The organism is Stenotrophomonas sp. PvP093 (assembly GCF_017876915.1).
GTDB classification, from domain to species: Bacteria; Pseudomonadota; Gammaproteobacteria; order Xanthomonadales; family Xanthomonadaceae; genus Stenotrophomonas; species Stenotrophomonas muris.
In genome coordinates, this window is sequence record NZ_JAGIOX010000004.1 from 2,508,563 (window position 1) to 2,528,364 (window position 19,802).

The following is a 19,802-nucleotide window of genomic DNA, read 5'->3' on the forward strand; positions in this document are numbered from 1 at the left end:
AAGGTTGTTGACAAAGCGCCGTTATTCATTTGGCAACGGCGAAGCACACAGCCACACAAAAAAACAGGCGGCGCTTCGTTTCATTCACCAACGGGTTCCATATAAGAGGAGACGACCCCATGGCACAGGTAATCAACACCAATACGATGTCGCTCAACGCCCAGCGCAACCTGAGCACCAGCGGCAGCTCGCTCGCCACCACCATCCAGCGCCTCTCGTCCGGCCTGCGCATCAACAGCGCGAAGGACGACGCGGCCGGCCTGGCCATCAGCGAGCGCTTCACCACCCAGATCCGTGGTCTGGACGTGGCCATCCGCAACGCCAACGACGGCATCTCGCTGGCCCAGGTCGCCGAAGGTTCGCTGAACGAAGTCGGCAACAACCTGCAGCGCATCCGCGAACTGGGCGTGCAGGCTTCCAACGCCACCAATTCGGCCAGCGACCGCAAGGCCCTGCAGGCTGAAGTGACCCAGCTGGTCAGCGAGATCGACCGCGTCGCCAAGCAGGCCGACTTCAACGGCACCAAGCTGCTGGACGGCAGCTTCACCAGCCAGCTGTTCCAGGTGGGCGCCAACGCAGGCCAGGCCATCGCCATCAACAGCGTGGTCAACGCCAAGGCCGATTCGCTGGGCGCGGCCACCTTCGCCAACGGTTATACCGGCACCGCACTGGCGGTGGACAAGGCGACGGCCGACACCACCTACTCCGGCCTGCAGGTCTCGGTGACCCCGCCCGGCGGCACCGCCACCACGGTCACCATCAGCGACTTCACGGTGAAGGCCGGCGAATCGATCACCTCGGCCACCGCCGCGGCGATCAACAACAAGCTGGGCGAAACCGGCGTGGTTGCCTCGGTCAATACCGGCGTCGTCAGCCTGGCCTCGGTCAAGGATGGCCAGACCTTCGCCCTGGGTGTCAGCGCGGCGACTCCGCCGGCCGGCGCCACCGCCGCGACCCTCGCCGGCCTGGGCCTGACCGAGACCAGCACCAACGGCGGCACCCTGACCGGTGCAGCGGCCAGCTTCGTCAAGGACCTGAACGTCACCACCGCCGAAGGCGCACAGAAGGCGATGTCGATCGTCGACAAGGCCCTGGAATCGGTCAACAGCGTCCGCGCCGACCTCGGCGCGATCCAGAACCGCTTCACCTCGGTGGTCGCCAACCTGCAGACCTCCTCGGAGAACCTGTCCGCATCGCGCAGCCGCATCCGCGATACCGACTTCGCCAAGGAAACCGCCGAACTGACCCGCACCCAGATCCTGCAGCAGGCCGGTACGGCCATGCTGGCCCAAGCCAACCAGGTACCGCAGAACGTGCTCAGCCTGTTGCAGCGCTGACATGAGCCGCCCCCGGGGCACGTCGGGGGCGTCTAACCCAACTCACGTGCAACCGCTCAAGGACCTCTCCTCATGGCACAAGTCATCAACACCAATACGATGTCGTTGAATGCTCAGCGTAACCTGAGCACCAGCGGCAGCTCGCTGGCTACCACCATCCAGCGCCTGTCCTCCGGTTCGCGCATCAACAGCGCCAAGGACGACGCCGCCGGCCTGGCGATCTCCGAGCGCTTCGGCACGCAGATCCGCGGTACCGACGTCGCCATCCGCAATGCCAACGACGGTATCTCGCTGGCCCAGGTCGCCGAAGGTTCGCTGACCGAAATCGGCAACAACCTGCAGCGCGTCCGCGAGCTGTCGGTGCAGGCCTCCAACGCCACCAACTCGGCCAGCGACCGCAAGGCGCTGCAGGCCGAAGTGACCCAGCTGGTCTCGGAAATCGACCGCGTCGCCAAGCAGTCGGACTTCAACGGCACCAAGCTGCTGGACGGTTCGTTCTCCAGCCAGCTGTTCCAGGTCGGTGCCAACGCCGGCCAGGCCATCGCCATCGACAAGACCATCGATGCCAAGGCCAACGCCCTGGGCGGCGCCAAGTTCGACACCAACGCGCTGGCCCTGGCCGACCCGGGCACCAACGCTGATTTCAGCACCAGCGGCCTGCAGATCAATGGCGTTGCCATTGCCGATGTCTCGGTCAAGCAGGGCGCCGACGCCGCTGCCACCGGCAAGGCCTCGCGTGAAGCACTGGTGACCGCGATCAACGCCAAGATCGGCGAGACCGGCGTGTTCGCGGAAGTGAACGGCACCGCTGGCGTGACCCTGACCTCGGTCAAGGACAGCGTCAACGCCGATGGCTCGTTCAAGGCCATCACCGCGACCCCGGGCACCTGGACCGGCGCCACCGCGCCGACCTTCACCGCCTCGACGGCCGCACCGGCCGCCAAGTACGCCAGCGACCTGGACGTCAGCACCGTGAAGGGCGCCCAGCAGGCGATGGAAATCGTCGACAAGGCCCTGGGTGCGATCAACAGCACCCGCGCCGACCTCGGTGCGATCCAGAACCGCTTCACCTCGGTCGTGGCCAACCTGCAGACCTCGTCGGAAAACCTGTCGGCTTCCCGCAGCCGCATCAAGGACACCGACTTCGCCAAGGAAACCGCCGAACTGACCCGCACCCAGATCCTGCAGCAGGCCGGTACGGCCATGCTGGCCCAGGCCAACCAGGTGCCGCAGGGCGTGCTCAGCCTGCTGCGCTGATCCGCTCGCTGATCGACCTCCGGGCGCCGCATGACGCGGCGCCCGGATCCTGAAACACGTTCCACCTTCGCCAAAGGAAAAGCACCATGGCACAAGTCATCAACACCAATACGATGTCCCTGAATGCTCAGCGCAACCTGAGCACCAGCGGCAGCTCGCTGGCTACCACCATCCAGCGCCTGTCCTCCGGTTCGCGCATCAACAGCGCCAAGGACGACGCCGCCGGCCTGGCGATCTCCGAACGCTTCGGCACCCAGATCCGCGGTACCGACGTCGCCATCCGCAATGCCAACGACGGCATCTCGCTGGCCCAGGTCGCCGAAGGTTCGCTGACCGAAATCGGCAACAACCTGCAGCGCGTCCGCGAGCTGTCGGTGCAGGCCTCCAACGCCACCAACTCGGCCAGCGACCGCAAGGCGCTGCAGGCCGAAGTGACCCAGCTGGTCTCGGAAATCGACCGCGTCGCCAAGCAGTCGGACTTCAACGGCACCAAGCTGCTGGACGGCACCTTCTCCAGCCAGCTGTTCCAGGTCGGCGCCAATGCCGGCCAGGCCATCGCCATCGACAAGACCATCGATGCCAAGGCCGGCTCGCTGGGCACCTCGACCTTCGCCACCGGCGCGACTGCCGCCCTGGCTGCCAGCACCGACGGCGCCCGTTTCTCCGGCACCGTGATGGGCGTGGACATCGGCACGGTTGAAGTGAAGGCCGGCGCCACCACGGCCGATGCCTCCAAGGCCGTCGCCACCGCCATCAACGCCAAGATCGGCGAGGCCGGCATCTACGCCGAAGCCAATGCCGACGGCACCCTGAAGCTGAGCTCGGTGAAGGAAGGCAAGGCTGTCGCCGCCGCCGATATCGCCCTGATGCGCAGCGACTACGACGCGACCGCCAAGACCTGGGGCACCGCGGCAGCTGCGGGCGCCTACACTGCCGGCACCGATACCTCGGCCAACGTGCAGAAGCTGGACGTGAGCACCGTGCTCGGCGCCCAGCAGGCGCTGGAAGTGGTCGACAAGGCTCTGGGTGCGATCAACAGCACCCGCGCCGACCTCGGTGCGATCCAGAACCGCTTCACCTCGGTCGTGGCCAACCTGCAGACCTCGTCGGAAAACCTGTCGGCATCGCGCAGCCGCATCAAGGACACCGACTTCGCCAAGGAAACCGCCGAACTGACCCGCACCCAGATCCTGCAGCAGGCCGGTACGGCCATGCTGGCCCAGGCCAACCAGGTGCCGCAGGGCGTGCTCAGCCTGCTGCGCTGATCCACGGCAAGAAGGCGCCGCTACCGTCGGGTCGAACCGACGGTAGCGGCAACCGGGAAGCCACGATGCACGAAGGCGCGGGCCATGCCCGGCCCGGGATCACTCCCGAACCGGCTTGGCATCGCCCGCTCCTGCGGACCTCTCTTTCAGCGCTGTACCTTTGACTGTACGTACCGGGCGGCTTCGTCTCCCCCCGATTGTCAGTAGCCTGATCCCTCCCCTGCATTGGGGGAGGGCTTTTTGCAGACTCCCGGCAGCCCGCGGTGAACCTACCCGCACCCTGCCCCAGCCCTCCTGCAACCCGCGTGCCAGAACCCGCGCCAGGCGATTGGCACGGCACGTGCATCGACGAAGTCCTCAAGACCCAGCGGCGCAGGCCGCTATTTTCGTTGACGACGGGCCACCGCACGGCGGCCGGGCCCGGATACCAGGAGAAACGACGTGGCAGACTTTGGATACGGTGGCATTGGCTCGGGACTGGATATTTCCAGCATCGTCAACCAGCTGGTCGCAGCTGACCGCAAGCCCGCCGACAATGCGCTGAACCTGCAGCAGTCCAAGGCCAAGATGCAGTTGTCGTCGATCGGCACCATCACCTCTGCCTTCGACAAGCTGAAGACGGCGCTGACCGCACTGAAGGCCACCACGGCGTTCGACACGCGCACGGTGACCGCCAGCAAGGGCGGCGACAAGGGCACCGACGAGATCCTGACGGCATCGGTCGCGCTGTATGACGTTGGCACCACCAAGGCTGCGGCCTCCAACGGCACGCACGTGGTCAATGTCACCTCGCTGGCGACAGCGCACAAACTGATCGCCGATACCTCGGTACCCAAGACCGACACGTTTGCTGCCGGAACCTTGACGCTGACCGTTGGCGTGGGCGACAAGGCCAAGACCATGAACGTGGAGGTGGAGGACGGCGACACGCTGACCACCATCCGCAACAAGATCGATGCGGCCGGCCGCAAGGAAGGCGTGCAGGCCACCCTGATCAGCTCCGGCGACAACCAGTACCTGTCGATCGCCCAGGAGAAGACCGGTGCCGCCAACGCGATCAAGCTCGAATACGCCGGCAGCGACGCCAAACTGGGCGGCCTGGTCAACAGCCTCAAGCAGAACACCGCCGCCGCCGACGCCGAGCTGACCATCGATGGTGTGAAGGTCGTCAGCGCCAGCAACACCGTGGCCGATGCGGTTCCGGGCCTGACCCTGAACCTGAAGATGCCGGGCACCAGCACGGTGACCATCAGCACGGACACTGCGGCAGCCACCAAGGTGATGCAGGAGTTCGTCACCGCCTACAACGCTGCACTGGCGGCGATCAACACCGAAACCAAGTACGACGCCAAGACCAAGGAAGCCTCCACGCTGACCGGCGATGCGCAGATGCGCGGCGCCACCAGCCAGCTGCGCTCGGTGATGTCGAGCGTGCTCAAGGACCTGGCCGGTGACAAGCTCGATGCCAAGGCGATCGGCCTGGATACCCGTGGCTATCCCAATGCCGACGGCACGCTGATCCTGGACACCACCAAGTTCGCCGCCGCACTGGCCAGCCAGCCGGAGAAGATGCGCCAGGCGATCACCGGTGATACCGGCGGTGCCGGCAAGCTGTACACGCTGGTCGACGGCTATGTCAGCACCACGGTCGGCAAGGAAGGCGCCTTCGTTGCCCGCACCAAGGGCCTGAACACCACGCTGGACAACATCGACAAGCGCCGCAAGGACCTCGACACGCGCATGAAGAGCGTGGAAGAGCGCTACAAGAAGCAGTTCCTGGCGCTGGACAGCCTGATGGGCAAGCTGCAGCAGAGCAACACCGCGCTGCAGCAGCAGCTGGCCCAGTTGAACCGCTGACGGAACATGCACGGCACTCAAGTTTGCCGCGCAATGCACCGATAACGGACGCAACAGCAATCATCGCCGCGCCGTCGGCACCGGTCCCCGCGATCACCCGACGGCACCCCGCGCAAGGAGAATCACGAATGTACGGTTCCAGCCGTCAATATGCCGAGCAGTACCGCCAGGTGGGGGTGACCAGTGCGGTCGCCGATGCCGATCCACACAAGCTGGTGGCGATGCTGCTGGCCGGCGCGCTGGAGCGCGTGCGCCGCGCCCTGGCCAGCCTTGAACGCGGTGACCAGGCCGGCAAGGGCAAGGCGATCGGCGAAGTCTGCGCGATCGTCGGCCACCTCAACGGCTCGCTGGACCATGAGGCCGGTGGCGAGATCGCCGGAAATCTGTCTGCGCTGTACGACTACGTGCTGCAGCGCCTGACCGAGGCCAACCTGCACAACGACCGTGCCGCGCTGGATGAATCGCTGCAGCTGCTGGGCGAGATCGACAGCGCCTGGAACGCGATCCCGCACGAACAGCGCCGCCCGGCCGCGGTGGCGCCATGAGCCTGCAGGAACTGCATGCGCAGCTGGATGCCTTCGAGAGAGCCTTGGGCGAAGAATCCCTCGACCAGGCAGACAGCCTGCTCGACGGCCACGACAGCACCCTGCACGCCCTGCTCAGCCAGCCGCTGACCGCTGCGGACCACGCGCCGCTGAGCGCCCTGTTCGAGCGCCAGCAGAGTCTGCTCGGCCTGCTGCGCCAGCGCCGTGATGCCGTGGCCGCACTGATGAACGACGGCCAGCGCTCCCTTCGCGCGGCGCATGCCTATCTGCAGGCAGAATCGCTGGCATGACCTCGCTGCCGACCACCTCGCTGCATCACCCGGCCGAAAGCGAGCTGTTCGACGAGACGCTCAGCTGCGAACTGGCCCTGCCGGCCGAGTTCCAGGCGGGCAGCGCGGCCGGCCGCACCAGCAGCGCCGAAGGCCTGCTGCGCAGCCTGGCACTGGTCGAGGACAGCCGCGGCGACGAGCACGACGAACGCAACGAAGCCAGCCTGCAGCTGCAGCGCTTGGAAGCCAAGCTGGACCTGGCGATGGTGCTGCTCGGCCGGCTGGTGCGCCAGCAGGGCCAGGAGCTGACCCTGCGACCGGTGCGCTGGTCGCGCCGTGGCATCCGCCTGCAGCTGGGCCCGCGCAGTGGCGCAAGCCCCGGCCAGGCCGGCGTGGTGCGCCTGCAGCCCAGCGACTGGCTGCCCGACCACATCGACCTGCCGGTGGAGGTCGTCGCAGAAGCCGCCGACGGTAGCGGCGGGCACTTCCTGTGGCTGCGCTTCCAGCGTTTGGGCGATGGCCTGGAGATGGCGATGGAGCGGCACCTGTTCCGCCTGCACCGCCGCCAGGTGGCCGAGGCACGCCGCGCACGCTGAAACCCGCCCCCTTGGCGCTGTACGGCCGACCCTTGGCGCGCCCGTTCAGCTAAGTTAAGGTGGATGCCCCTACACGGATCTGCTGCGTGCCTGTGCGAGTTCTCATCGTCGACGATCACACCCTTGTCCGCGCCGGCCTGGCGCGGCTGCTGCAGGGGTTTGCCGACGTGCAGCTCGTGGCCGAGGCCAGCAACGCCGAACAGGCACTGCAACTGTCCCTGCAGCACGCACCGGATGTGGTGCTGATGGACCTCTCGCTGCCGGGCCGCACCGGCCTGGAAGCGCTCAGCGACATCCGCCTGCGTGCCCCCGGTACCCGGGTGGTGATGATGACCATGCACGACGATGCCGCCCACGTGCGCGATGCACTGGATCGTGGCGCGGTCGGGTTCGTGGTGAAGGACGCCGCACCGCAGGAACTGGAACTGGCACTGCGGGCCGCGCACGCCGGCCAGGTGTTCCTGAGCCCGCAGATCTCGGCCAAGATGCTGGCGCCGATGCTGGGCCGCGAGAAACCCACCGGCATCGCCGCACTCTCACCACGGCAGCGTGAGATCCTGCGCCGCATCGGCAAGGGCGAGAGCAACAAGGAAATCGCCGCCGATCTCGGCATCAGCGTCAAGACGGTGGAGACCCACCGCGCGCGGATGATGGAATCGCTGGGCTGCCGCCGCGCCAATGACCTGCTGCTGCTGGCCGCACGCCATCAGCACGAGCTCGAGTAGGCGCCGGCATCGGGGTCAGATCCCTTTCCCGCGGAAACGGATCTGACCCCGCGACACCCTGCGTTGGCGACGACATCCCGTCACCCCGACATTCCCTGACAGGAATCCGTGCCCCGACCGCCGCGCGCCCAGCGGCTTCGCCACCACAAATCAATGACTTGGCGACGCATTTCGTCAATTTCCCGCGTCGGTGTAGGGAATTCCCCTACACCCTGTCGGGAGTTCCACGAAATGCATCAGGAACCCCCCGATTCCGCCCCCGCCGGATCAAAAGCAAGATGCGTTCCACAAGGCGCCGGGGAGCGGTGCCGGGGAACCACGATGAAGGCTGCACTCTCGACCCAGCTGGGCCAGCAACTCCACCTCACCCCGCAACTGCTGCAGTCGATCCGACTGCTGCAGCTCGATGGCCTGCACCTGGAGCAGGAAATCCAGCGCCTGCTGGACTCCAACCCGCTGCTGGAGATCGAGGAGGCCGAAGCGCCCGCTGCCGACGCCACCGAAGCGAGTGCCACCACCCTCGATACCGCCGCCTTTGACGAACTGCCCGAGCCGTCGATGTGGGACGTGGCCGGCGCCAGTTGGCAGGACGGCGACGACGATCGCATGGCGCGCATCGCCGCCGGCGAGTCGACCGACCCGCAGCTGCGCGTGCTGCAGCGCCTGGCGCTGGACATGGACGACCGCCAGCTGGCGGTGGCCGCGTTCTGGCTGGACCACTGCGATGAGGCAGGCTACCTGCAGGCGCCGCTGGCACAGCTGCAGCTGCTGGCCAGTGCCCAGTTCGACATCACCGCCGACGGCGTGGAAGCGATCCGCCAGCAGCTGCTGCATGGCGAGCCCGCCGGCATGGCCGCGCAGGACCTGCGCGAAGGCCTGCAGGCGCAGCTGCGCAGCCTGCATGGCGTGGTGCCGGCCCGCCACCTGGCGGCACGCATTCTCGATGGCGCACTCGACGCGCTCGCGGCCCACGACTACCCCGCCCTCGCCCGCCAGCACGACGCCGAGATCGACGACGTGCGCGAGGCGGTGCGCCTGATCCTCTCGCTGCAGCCGCGCCCCGGCGACAGCCTGCTGCCCGAACGCAACGCCGTGGTGGTGCCGGACGTGGTCGCCTGGCACGCTGATGGGCAGTGGAAGGTCGCACTGAACCCGGCCACCAGCCGCCGCGTGTCGATCAACAGCCAGTACGAACAGGCCCTGGCCGAGACCAGCGACGCCGCCCCGGCACTGCGCGAAATGCTGCAGGAGGCGCGCTGGTTCAGCCGCGGCCTGTCGATGCGCTACGACACCCTGCTGCGCACCGCGCGGGTGATCGTCGAGCGCCAAGCCGCCTTCCTGGTCCGTGGCGAAGAGGCCATGGCGCCGTTGACCCTGAAGGAAGTGGCCGAGGAGATCGGCATGCACGAGTCCACCGTCTCGCGCATCACCACCGGCAAGTTCCTGCAGACCCCGCGCGGCACCTTCGAACTGAAGCACTTCTTCGCCGTGCGTCTGGAAGGCGCCAGCGTCTCCGGCCAGGCGGTGAAGGCCATGGTCCGCCGCCTGATCGACGCCGAACCGGCCGGCCGCCCGCTGGCCGATGAGGCCATTGCCGGCCTGCTGTCACGCCAGGGGGTGAACATTGCCCGCCGAACCGTCGCAAAATACCGAGAACAACTGGATATCGCCCCGGCCCGCGAACGGCGCCGGCTCAGCGCCAGGCAACCCCAGCTGGCCCGGGTGGGCTGAAAAGGATGTTGGACATGAACAAGCTCACGGTCCTGCTGGTCGATGACCACGAGGGCTTCATCAACGCGGCGATGCGCCATTTCCGCAAGATCGACTGGCTGCAGATCGTCGGCAGTGCCGGCAACGGCCTGGAAGCGATCGAGCGCTCGGAAACGCTGCGCCCGCAGGTGGTGCTGATGGACCTGGCGATGCCGGAAATGGGTGGCCTGCAGGCCACCCGCCTGATCAAGTCGCAGGACGATGCACCGTACATCGTGATCGCCAGCCACTTCGACGACGCCGAGCACCGCGAACACGCGCTGCGCGCCGGCGCCGACAACTTTGTCAGCAAGCTGTCCTACATCCAGGAAGTCATGCCGATCCTGGAAGGCCTCAGGGAGGATCGATCGTGAGCGAATCGCGCATCCTGGTGCTGGACAACGACGCCGTGCGCGCAGAGCGCACCGTTGCCCTGCTGGAATTCATGGACTTCAACCCGCGCTGGGTGTCCGACGCGGCCGACTTCGACCTGGGCCGCCAGCGCCAGAACGACTGGATGGCGGTGATCGTCGGCAGCCTGGATGACAGCGCCGCCAGTACCGCGCTGTACCACTGGCTGGGCGGCAGCAGCCTGCCGCCGCCGGTGCTGCTGGCCGATGGTGATGCTGCAGCGTTTGCCCAGCAGCACGGGCTGCACGAAGCCAACATCTGGCCGCTGGAAACGCCGCTGCGCCACGCGCAGATGGAAGCCCTGCTGCGCCGTGCCAGCCTCAAGCGCCTGGATGCCGAGCACCAGGCCGGCGCCGCGCAGGATCAAGGCCCGACCGGCAACGGCCCGGCGGTCACCGCGCTGCGCACCATGATCGAGCAGGTGGCCGCGTTCGACACCACCGTGCTGGTGCTGGGCGAATCCGGCACCGGCAAGGAAGTGGTATCGCGCGCCATCCACCAGCGCTCGCCGCGCCGTGATGGCCCGTTCGTGGCGATCAACTGTGGCGCCATTCCGGCCGACCTGCTGGAAAGCGAACTGTTCGGCCACGAGAAGGGCGCCTTCACCGGCGCACTGACCGCGCGCAAGGGCCGGTTTGAAATGGCCGAGGGCGGCACCCTGCTGCTCGACGAAATCGGCGACATGAGCCTGCCGATGCAGGTGAAGCTGCTGCGCGTGCTGCAGGAACGCAGTTTCGAGCGCGTTGGCGGCAACCAGACCATCCGCTGCAACGTGCGCGTGGTGGCCGCGACCCACCGCGACCTGGAGACCCGCATCGCCGAGGGCAAGTTCCGCGAGGACCTGTTCTACCGCCTCAACGTGTTCCCGATCGACGTGCCCGCGCTGCGCGAACGGCGCGAAGACCTGCCGGCGCTGGTGGAAACCATCGCCGCGCAGCTGGCCCGCACCGGCCGTGGCGAAGTGCGCTTCACCCCGGAAGCGCTGCAGGCGCTGGCCGACTACGAGTGGCCGGGCAACGTGCGCGAGCTGACCAACCTGGTCGAGCGCCTGGCCGTGCTGCATCCGGGTGGTTCGGTGCGCGTGCAGGACCTGCCGGCCCGCTATCGTGGCGATGCCGCGCTGGCAGCGGTGGCCGCAGCGGTACCTGCAGCGCCGGTTGCCAGCGAAGAACGCCTGGACCTGCGCAGCTTCTCGTTCCACACGCCCGGCAGCGGCAACCAGCCGGCGCTGGAGCACGGCATCGCCGTCAATCGCCCGGCGGCACCGGCGGCACTGCCCGACGATGGCCTGGACCTGCGCAACCACATGGCCAACATCGAACTGGGCCTGATCAACGAAGCGCTGGAACGCACCCAGGGCGTGGTCGCCCACGCCGCCCAACTGCTCGGCCTGCGCCGCACCACGCTGGTGGAAAAGCTGCGCAAGTACGGCATCGAGCGCGAGCAGGCCGAACTGGCCGGCTGAAGCGCGCGACCCGCATGAAGGGGGCACGAACGCCTGGGCTTGCCCGGGCGTTGGTGTTTGTGGTGCCCGGGGTCAGATCCCTTTCCTGCGGAAAGGGATCTGACCCCATTGCATTTGCACGTTTTCCTAGAGACAACGGAATCGCAGTGCGGAGCATGGCAGGGACATCCCAAGGAGGTCCCACCATGCATCACCTGATCCTGCTCGCCGTCCTGCTCTGCCCGGCCCTGGCCACCGCGGCCAACTGCACCCTGCCCGCCACGCTCGACCAACGCCAGTTCACCAACCTCAGCGACCCGTTGTACGCGCCGGACAACCCCAACGCCGGACGCATGGTGCAGCTCAGCTTTGCTGGCAGCCAGTACGTGCTGGACATCCTCGGCACCGACCTCCGCATCGGCGGCAGCTACCGCTACCAGCGCCTGGCCCCGCATATCGCGGAAATCCAGATGACCGAGGCCCATCCGGCCGGCCTCGCCCACCACACCCTGCTGCTGACCTGCCAGAGCGACCGCCAGGGCCGTTTCATCTACACCCAGCATGACGGCCCCATCGCCCCGCGCCAGCGCCAGAATTCCGGCCGATGGACCCTGCAGCCATAGGCCAGAAAACCGACGCCGGTTAAATGGCGCCGCCAATGGGGTCAGAGCCCGTTGCGTTGCAACGGGATCCGACCCCGTGCCGACCAACGGTCGGCACCCACCATCAGCAGCAGGTTCCAACAGATCGCGGCCACCTGCCGCCGGACCCAGCCCGCCACCCCACGGATAGCCCGATTTTGACGTTGATGTTGACGTGGCGTCGGCGGGTGCAGGGCGCAGCCCTGCCACCACACACCCACCCCCCACCCTCACTTCACTGAATCGAAAACCGGTTTCGGCACGGCACTTGCACTGGCTCCAGCAGACAACCCCATCCCTGTTTCTGGAACCGTTGCAGATGTCCCACTCCGTCACTTCGATCCTTTCGCAGATCCGCTCCTATCAGACCCAGATGGGACAGCCGGCGCTCAACCCGCTGGGCGAAACGCCGCGCAGCAATGCCCTGCCGGGCACGGTGCTGGATGCGCCGCAGGTGCAGCCGGCCAGCTTCACCGAAACCCTGCGTGGTGCGATTGCCGGCGTCAACGATGCGCAACAGAAATCCGGCGCCCTCGCCAAGGCCTTCGAGATGGGCGACCCCAGCGCCGACCTGGCCAAGGTGATGGTCGCCTCGCAGCAGTCCCAGATCGCCTTCCGCGCCACCGTGGAAGTCCGCAACCGTCTCGTCCAGGCCTACCAGGACGTGATGAACATGCCGCTGTAAGGAACGTTGACGCATGGCACTGACGCTCTCCAAGGACAGCCTGAACGCCGAGAAGGCCGGGCAATGGTTCGACCGCCTGCAGAGTCTGCAGATCACCCGTCGGCTGGGCCTGATGGCGATGATCGCGGTGGCGGTGGCGGCAGGCCTGTCCGTGTTCTTCTGGTCACAGAAGCCGGGCATGGTCCCGCTGTACACCGGCCTGGACCAGAAGGCGACCGCTGAAGCGACCGACCTGCTGCGCGCCGCGCAGATTCCGTTCGCGCTCGACCCGGCCACCGGTGGCATCACCGTGCCGGAAAAGAACCTGCACGATGCCCGCCTGAAGCTGGCCGGCTCCGGCCTGACCGACAGCGGCAAGCTGGGCTTCGAGCTGATGGAACGCGACCCCGGCTTTGGTGTCAGCCAGTTCGTGGAAAGCGCGCGCTACCAGCACGCGCTGGAAACCGAGCTGTCGCGCACCATCAACACGCTGCGCCCGGTGCGCGATTCGCGCGTGCACCTGGCCATTCCCAAGCCCAGCGCGTTCACCCGCCAGCGTGACGTGGCCAGCGCCTCGGTCACCCTGGAACTGCGTGGCGGCCAGCAGCTGGAACGCAGCCAGGTCGATGCCATCGTGCACATGGTCGCCGCCAGCATTCCGGACCTCGCGCCGGAACGGGTGACCGTGGTCGACCAGAGCGGGCGCATGCTCAGCATCACCGACCCGAACAGCGAGGCGGCGGTCAACGCGGCCCAGTTCGAGCAGGTGCGCCGCCAGGAAACTTCGTTCAACCAGCGCATCCGCGAACTGCTGGAGCCGATGACTGGCCCCGGCCGCGTCAACCCGGAAGTGAGCGTGGACATGGATTTCTCGGTGACCGAGGAAGCCCGCGAGCTCTACAACGGCGAGCCGCAGAAGCTGCGCAGCGAGCAGATGAGCGAGAACACCACCAGCACGCCGGGCCCGCAGGGCGTGCCGGGTGCGACCAGCAACAGCCCGCCGGGCCAGCAGGCCGCACCGGCCACCGCGCAGGCCCCGACCGAAAGCAGCAAGAACGCGACCCGCAACTACGAGCTGGACCGCACCCTGCAGCACACCCGCCAGCCGGCCGGCCGCATCAAGCGCGTCTCGGTGGCGGTGCTGGTGGACAACGTGCCGCGCGCCGGCGCCAACGGCAAGATGAGCCCGCAGCCGCTGTCGGCTGCCGAACTGACCCGCGTCGAAGCGCTGGTCAAGCAGGCCGTCGGCTTCAACGCCGAGCGTGGCGACACCGTGTCGGTGATGAATGCCCCGTTCGTGCGTGACACCACGCCGGTCGAAGGCCCGTCGTGGTGGGAGCTGCCGTGGGTGCACGATGCCGGCCGCATGCTGCTTGGCGCGGTGGTGGTGCTGGCGCTGCTGTTCGGCGTGCTGCGTCCGGCGCTGCGCGCGATCACCGGCCAGAGCAGGAAGAACGACGAACAGGCACTCGAGCCGCATACCGCGGACGTGCAGCTGGTCGATGACGACGGCATGCCGCTGCCGGCGCTGGGCGCTGACCGGGCCAGCCTGGGCGGGCCGGAAGCACTGGCCCTGCCGGTGGATTCATATGAGGAACGATTGCGGATGGCGCGTGAAGCCGTGAAGACCGACTCCAAGCGCGTGGCCCAGGTGGTCAAGGGTTGGGTGGCAAATGACTGAGGCCGCACTGACTGGCGTGCAGCGCGCCGCCGTACTGCTGCTTTCGCTGGGTGAGCTGGACGCGGCCGAAGTGCTGCGCCACATGGAACCCAAGGAGGTGCAGAAAATCGGCATCGCCATGGCCACCATGACCGACATCACCCGCGAGCAGGTGGAGCGGGTGATGGACCAGTTCGGCCAGGAGCTGGGCTCGAAGACCTCACTCGGCGTTGGCTCGGACGACTACATCCGCAACATGCTGGTGCAGGCGCTGGGCAGCGAGAAGGCCGGCAACCTGATCGACCGCATCCTGCTCGGCCGCAACACCACCGGCCTGGACGCGCTGAAGTGGATGGACCCGCGTGCGGTGGCCGACCTGGTGCGCAACGAGCACCCGCAGATCATCGCCATCGTGATGGCGCACCTGGAAACCGACCAGGCCGCCGACGCGCTGAAACTGCTGCCGGACCGTACCCGCGTGGACGTGCTGCTGCGCATCGCTACCCTCGACGGCATTCCGCCGAACGCGCTCAATGAACTCAACGAGATCATGGAGCGCCAGTTCGCCGGCAACCAGAACCTGAAGTCGTCGAACATCGGTGGCGTGCAGTGCGCGGCCAACATCCTGAACTTCATGGACAGCGGCCAGGACCAGGCGATCCTGGGCGAAATCGCCCGCATCGATGCGCCGTTGAGCAACCGCATCCAGGACCTGATGTTCGTGTTCGACGATCTGGTCGACCTGGACGACCGCGAGATGCAGCTGGTGCTGCGCGAGGTGAGCGGCGAGCGCCTGGGCCTGGCCCTGCGCGGCGCCGACATCAAGGTGCGCGACAAGATCACCCGCAACATGTCGCAGCGCGCGGCCGAGATCCTGCTGGAAGACATGGAAGCCCGCGGGCCGGTGCGCCTGTCCGACGTGGAAGGCGCGCAGCGCGAGATCCTGGCCATCGTCAAGCGCATGGCCGATGAAGGCACCGTCACCATCGGCGGCAGCGCGGAGGCCATGCTGTGAGCAACGTCGTGCGCTGGCTTGCCCCGGACCTGCTGGCCCAGCCCGAACCGGCGCTGGAGCAGGAGGACGCGTTCGAACTCACCGAGCCGGACCCGGAACACGAACCGGAGCCGCCGCTGCAGCTGCCGACCCTGGAGGAAATCCAGGCGATCCAGGACAGCGCGGAGAAGGAAGGATTCGATCAGGGCCATGCCGAAGGCTACGGCCAGGGCCAGGCGGAGGTGCGTCGCCTCGCCGCGCAGATCGAAGGCATCCTCGACAACTTCAGCCGGCCGCTGGTGCGGCTGGAGAACGAAGTGGTCGGCGCCCTTGGTGAACTGGCGGTGCGCATCGCCGGCGCGCTGGTCGGCCGCGCCTACGAGGCCGAGCCGGCACTGCTGGCGCAGCTGGTCGGCGAAGCGATTGACGCCGTGGGCGGCAGCACCCGCGAGGTGGAAGTGCGGCTGCACCCGGATGACATCGCCGCGCTTGCCCCGCTGCTGAACCTGTCGCCGGCGCAGCGCCTGGTACCGGATACCAGCCTCAGCCGTGGCGACCTGCGCGTGCACGCCGAAGCCGTACGCATCGACGGCACCCTGGAGGCCCGCCTGCGCGGTGCGCTGGATGCGGTGATCCGCCAGACCGGGGCGACGGCATGAGCGCCGCACCGCAAACGACGCCGCCGCCGGCCGACTGGGCCGTGGCCCGCAACCTGCGCCTGGCCCGGCGCCTGGACGGCCTGCGCGTGGATACCGCGCATGGCCGTGGGCTGATCCGCGAGGGCGTGCTGCGCCGCGCGGTCGGGCTCACCCTGGAAGCGGTCGGCTGCGAGGCGCCGCTGGGCGCCAGCTGCAAGGTGGAAGTGGTCGATGGTGGCTGGGTCGATGCCGAAGTGGTCGGCTTTGCCGGTGAGCGCACCTACCTGATGCCCAGCGCCGAACTGCACGGCCTGCTGCCCAACGCCCGCGTGGTACCGTCGGCGCGACGTGGCGGCGTGGAAGTGGGTGAAGGCCTGCTCGGCCGCGTCATCGACAGCGACGGCGTGCCGCTGGATGGCAAGGGCCCGATCCGCGCAGAAGGGCATGTCGGCATGGCCGGCGTGTCGATCAATCCGTTGGCGCGTGAACCGATCACCCAGCCGCTGGACGTGGGCGTGCGCGCGATCAACGCGCTGTTGCCGATCGGCCGCGGCCAGCGTGTCGGCCTGTTCGCCGGTTCCGGCGTCGGCAAGTCGACGCTGCTGGGCATGATGACCCGCTACACCGCTGCCGACGTGATCGTGGTCGGCCTGATTGGTGAACGAGGCCGCGAAGTACGCGATTTCGTCGAGACCACGCTGGGCGAGGAAGGCCTGCGCCGCGCCGTGGTGGTGGCCAGCCCCGCCGACCGGCCACCCTTGGCGCGCCTGCACGGTGCCTACCGTGCCACCGCCATCGCCGAGTGGTTCCGCGACCAGGGCCTGAACGTGCTGCTGCTGATGGACTCGCTGACCCGCTTCGCCCAGGCGCAGCGCGAGATCGGCTTGTCGGTCGGTGAACCACCGACCACCCGCGGTTACCCGCCCTCGGTGTTCGCCAAGCTGCCGGCGCTGGTCGAACGCGCTGGCAACGGCGCAAAGGGCCGCGGCTCGATCACCGCGTTCTACACCGTACTGACCGAAGGCGATGATCCACAGGATCCGATCGCCGACGCCGCACGCGCGATCCTCGACGGCCACATCCTGCTCTCGCGCCGGGTGGCCGACAGCGGCCTGTACCCGGCCATCGACGTCGAATCGTCGGTCAGCCGCGTGGTCACGGAAATCGCCGACGAGCCGTGGCGCCTGCGCATCCGCAAGTTGAAGCGACTGGTCTCGGCGTACTCGGCCAACCGTGACCTGATCGCGATCGGTGCCTACCAGCGTGGTAACGACGCGGCCACCGACGAAGCCCTGGAACGCTGGCCGGAAATCATGGAGTTCCTCGGCCAGGACGTTGCAAAGGCCGCAGATCTCCCGCACAGCCAGGCGGCGCTGCAGCGCCTGGTGGAACAAGAGAGTTAAGCCATGAACCAGTCCAAGCGCATCGATCCCCTGCTCAAGCGGGCCCAGGAACACGAGGACGCGGTCGCCCGCGACCTGGCCGAACGCCAGCGCGTGCTCGACACCCATCTGTCGCGCCTGGACGAACTGCGCCGCTATGCCGAGGAGTACGCCAACGCCCAGATGGCAGCGACCAGCCCGGCACAGCTGCTGAACCGCCGCGCCTTCCTTGATCGCCTGGACAGTGCGGTCGAGCAGCAGCAGGCCACGGTCAACGGCAACCGCGAAAAAGTGGAGGCCGAGCGCGCGCGGCTGATCCTGGCCAGCCGTGACAAGGCGGTGCTGGAGCAGCTGGCCGCCAGCTACCGCGCGCAGGAAAAGGTGGTGACCGACCGCCGCGACCAGCGCGAGATGGACGACATTGGCGCGCGGCGCGCGCGCGTGGTGCAGGCCGAAGACCAGGACGGCGCCGAGCAGGGAGGCCGCCCGTGATGCCCGCCCCGCTCGCCAGCAGCGCCAACCCGGCCACGCCCGCCACCAGCAACAGTGCCGCACGCGCCGCGCGCAGCGAAGGCGCAAAGGACTTCAGCCAGCTGCTGCAGGGCGGTGCGCCCTCCGCGCCCGCGCCTGCCGGCAGCGCTACCACACCGACGCCGTCCACGCCCAGCCAGCCATCGACCGCCGACAGCAATGGCCAGGCACCGGGCGAACGCAGCGCGGACGCGGAAGCGGCAACTGCCGAAACGCCGCCGCTACCGCCCGTTGCCCTGCCCCCGGCTGGACCCGGCACCGACAAGGACAAGCCCGCCGCGACCGAGGACGCCCCGTGGCCACCGATCGGCCTGGCCGGCCTGGTGCTGGCGATGCCGACGCCTGCCGATCCGGCCGTCGCTCTGGCGGGCAGCGCTGCACCATCACTGGCCAGCGGTACGGCGCTACCCACCACTGCCCCCGCCGCGACCCCGACACTGCCTGCAGCAGCGCCAGCAGCGGCAACCGCAGCCCCCGTGGCGGCCGACGGCAAACCGGCGGCGACCAGCGCGGAGGATGCCACCGCGCTGCCATTGCCGGCGATGAGCCTGCCCGGCAAGCGCAGCGAGCGCGGCGAAGGCAGTGACGTGGCCGCCGTTGGCGACCGCGCAAATACACCGTTGCTGCACGCACCGGCAGCCGCCGCCGTGCAGGACCTGAAGGCGGCGCTCGCCACCGGCAACGCGATCTTCAATGGCGAACCCACGCCCAAGCCCGTGCTGGGTGACGATGGCTTCGACCAGGCCATCGGCGCACGCCTGGGCTGGCTGGCCGACCAGAAGATCGGCCATGCCCACATCCGCCTGAGCCCGGACGACATGGGGCCGGTCGACGTGCGCCTGCAGTTGAACGGCGACAAGGTGCATGCCAGCTTCAGCAGCCCGCACGTGGACGTGCGCCAGGCACTGGAAAGCAGCCTGCCGCGCCTGCGCGAGCTGCTGGGCGAACAGGGCTTCCAGCTGGCTCACGCCGATGTCGGCCACCAGGCGTCTGGTGGTGACGGCAATGCGTCGGGACAACCCGGTGGCGGGGGCATGACCGGCGACGGAGAACCGACGCCGGGCGATGCCAGCGTGTCGTCCGCGCAGTTGATCCGCCAGCGCGGCTTGCTGGACGCCTACGCCTGACAGGTGTGCCAACCAAGGTTGGCACCCACCAGGGCAGGCGGTCGGCACCTCCCCGTATTGCGTTGGTGGGTGCTGAGCTTGCTCCGCACGGCCCTACCTGCACCCCGACGGAATTCCGTCGCACCCTGCGGGCCCAGCCTTCGGCACACCCCTTGCATATCCCGGTGAAGCAACCCTCAGGAGCTTCACCCCGTGGCCGCAGCCGCTGACAAAACCAAGAAGACCGCCGAGAAGGACAAGGCCGCCAAGCCGCGTAGTCCGATCCTGATCACCGCACTGGTGGCCGTACTGGCCGCCGCTGCCGCTGGTGGCGGCGTGTGGTTCTTCACCCAGTCCAAGCACGAAGAGAAGACCGCGCAGGCGCCCAAGAAGAGCGCGACCCCGGCCCCGGCACAGTACTTCGCGCTGGACCCGGCGTTCGTGGTCAACCTCAATGGCCCGGTCGACGGCCCGCGCTACCTGCAGCTGGAGGTCCAGCTGATGACCCGCGACCCGGCCGCGCTGGAAGCGATCAAGACCCATGCCCCGGCCATCCGCGCGCGCCTGCTGATGCTGTTCTCGCAGGTCAGCCCGGACCAGATCGCCGATGTCGCCGGCAAGCAGAAGCTGCAGGCCAGTTCGCTGGCCGAGGTGCAGAAGGTGCTCAAGGCCGAGACCGGCAGCAACGGCGCAGACGATCTGCTGTTCACCAGCTTCGTGACCCAGTAAGG

20 protein-coding genes are annotated in these 19,802 nt (G+C 68.0%); all 20 read left to right on the forward strand.

Annotation, left to right across the window (positions count from 1 at the left end; all coding sequences use genetic code 11):
* Window positions 1-119: 119 nt before the first annotated feature.
* On the forward strand, window positions 120-1,337 hold the full coding sequence (locus J3A72_RS14115; protein ID WP_140222816.1) for a flagellin: 1,218 nt from the start codon (window positions 120-122) through the stop codon (window positions 1,335-1,337).
* Between the two features lie 72 nt (window positions 1,338-1,409).
* On the forward strand, window positions 1,410-2,594 hold the full coding sequence (locus J3A72_RS14120) for a flagellin (RefSeq protein ID WP_005413266.1): 1,185 nt from the start codon (window positions 1,410-1,412) through the stop codon (window positions 2,592-2,594).
* Window positions 2,595-2,680: 86 nt separating this feature from the next.
* On the forward strand, window positions 2,681-3,859 hold the full coding sequence (locus J3A72_RS14125) for a flagellin (protein ID WP_014647055.1): 1,179 nt from the start codon (window positions 2,681-2,683) through the stop codon (window positions 3,857-3,859).
* 441 nt (window positions 3,860-4,300) lie between these two features.
* Complete coding sequence (fliD, locus tag J3A72_RS14130; RefSeq protein WP_014647054.1) at window positions 4,301-5,716, forward strand: flagellar filament capping protein FliD; 1,416 nt, start codon at window positions 4,301-4,303, stop codon at window positions 5,714-5,716.
* Window positions 5,717-5,844: 128 nt separating this feature from the next.
* Complete coding sequence (gene fliS, locus J3A72_RS14135) at window positions 5,845-6,261, forward strand: flagellar export chaperone FliS (RefSeq protein WP_005416447.1); 417 nt, start codon at window positions 5,845-5,847, stop codon at window positions 6,259-6,261.
* Window positions 6,258-6,551 carry a hypothetical protein gene (locus tag J3A72_RS14140; protein WP_032959403.1) on the forward strand — a complete coding sequence of 98 codons (294 nt, stop codon included), beginning with the start codon at window positions 6,258-6,260 and terminating at the stop codon, window positions 6,549-6,551. The genes fliS and J3A72_RS14140 overlap by 4 nt, the downstream gene beginning before the upstream one ends.
* Entirely contained in the window at window positions 6,548-7,126 is a 579-nt protein-coding gene (locus J3A72_RS14145) for a PilZ domain-containing protein (RefSeq protein WP_014647052.1), read from the forward strand. Before J3A72_RS14140 ends, J3A72_RS14145 begins: the two co-directional genes overlap by 4 nt.
* A gap of 92 nt (window positions 7,127-7,218) precedes the next feature.
* Entirely contained in the window at window positions 7,219-7,851 is a 633-nt protein-coding gene (locus J3A72_RS14150; RefSeq protein WP_032959406.1) for a response regulator transcription factor, read from the forward strand.
* Between the two features lie 321 nt (window positions 7,852-8,172).
* Entirely contained in the window at window positions 8,173-9,582 is a 1,410-nt protein-coding gene (gene rpoN, locus J3A72_RS14155) for an RNA polymerase factor sigma-54 (protein ID WP_140222817.1), read from the forward strand.
* Window positions 9,583-9,596: 14 nt separating this feature from the next.
* Entirely contained in the window at window positions 9,597-9,974 is a 378-nt protein-coding gene (locus tag J3A72_RS14160; RefSeq protein WP_010485922.1) for a response regulator transcription factor, read from the forward strand.
* A complete protein-coding gene (locus J3A72_RS14165; protein WP_075076490.1) occupies window positions 9,971-11,476 on the forward strand; it encodes a sigma-54 dependent transcriptional regulator in 1,506 nt (501 codons plus the stop codon). Before J3A72_RS14160 ends, J3A72_RS14165 begins: the two co-directional genes overlap by 4 nt.
* Before the next feature lie 185 nt (window positions 11,477-11,661).
* Window positions 11,662-12,078 (forward strand): hypothetical protein, encoded by a 417-nt coding sequence (locus J3A72_RS14170; RefSeq protein ID WP_075076491.1) that lies wholly within the window; start codon window positions 11,662-11,664, stop codon window positions 12,076-12,078.
* Window positions 12,079-12,415: 337 nt separating this feature from the next.
* Entirely contained in the window at window positions 12,416-12,781 is a 366-nt protein-coding gene (gene fliE / locus J3A72_RS14175) for a flagellar hook-basal body complex protein FliE (RefSeq protein ID WP_014037113.1), read from the forward strand.
* Window positions 12,782-12,794: 13 nt separating this feature from the next.
* Window positions 12,795-14,441 carry a flagellar basal-body MS-ring/collar protein FliF gene (gene fliF / locus J3A72_RS14180; RefSeq protein ID WP_014647047.1) on the forward strand — a complete coding sequence of 549 codons (1,647 nt, stop codon included), beginning with the start codon at window positions 12,795-12,797 and terminating at the stop codon, window positions 14,439-14,441.
* Between the two features lie 7 nt (window positions 14,442-14,448).
* A complete protein-coding gene (fliG, locus tag J3A72_RS14185) occupies window positions 14,449-15,435 on the forward strand; it encodes a flagellar motor switch protein FliG (protein WP_024958226.1) in 987 nt (328 codons plus the stop codon).
* Entirely contained in the window at window positions 15,432-16,073 is a 642-nt protein-coding gene (locus J3A72_RS14190) for a FliH/SctL family protein (RefSeq protein WP_014647045.1), read from the forward strand. Before fliG ends, J3A72_RS14190 begins: the two co-directional genes overlap by 4 nt.
* A complete protein-coding gene (locus tag J3A72_RS14195; protein WP_014647044.1) occupies window positions 16,070-17,455 on the forward strand; it encodes a FliI/YscN family ATPase in 1,386 nt (461 codons plus the stop codon). The genes J3A72_RS14190 and J3A72_RS14195 overlap by 4 nt, the downstream gene beginning before the upstream one ends.
* Before the next feature lie 3 nt (window positions 17,456-17,458).
* Window positions 17,459-17,926 carry a flagellar export protein FliJ gene (gene fliJ / locus J3A72_RS14200; protein ID WP_075076492.1) on the forward strand — a complete coding sequence of 156 codons (468 nt, stop codon included), beginning with the start codon at window positions 17,459-17,461 and terminating at the stop codon, window positions 17,924-17,926.
* Window positions 17,926-19,092: a flagellar hook-length control protein FliK gene (locus J3A72_RS14205; RefSeq protein WP_075076493.1), complete on the forward strand. Its 1,167-nt coding sequence runs from the start codon at window positions 17,926-17,928 to the stop codon at window positions 19,090-19,092. The genes fliJ and J3A72_RS14205 overlap by 1 nt, the downstream gene beginning before the upstream one ends.
* Before the next feature lie 192 nt (window positions 19,093-19,284).
* Window positions 19,285-19,800: a flagellar basal body-associated FliL family protein gene (locus J3A72_RS14210; RefSeq protein ID WP_049441913.1), complete on the forward strand. Its 516-nt coding sequence runs from the start codon at window positions 19,285-19,287 to the stop codon at window positions 19,798-19,800.
* Window positions 19,801-19,802: the final 2 nt, after the last annotated feature.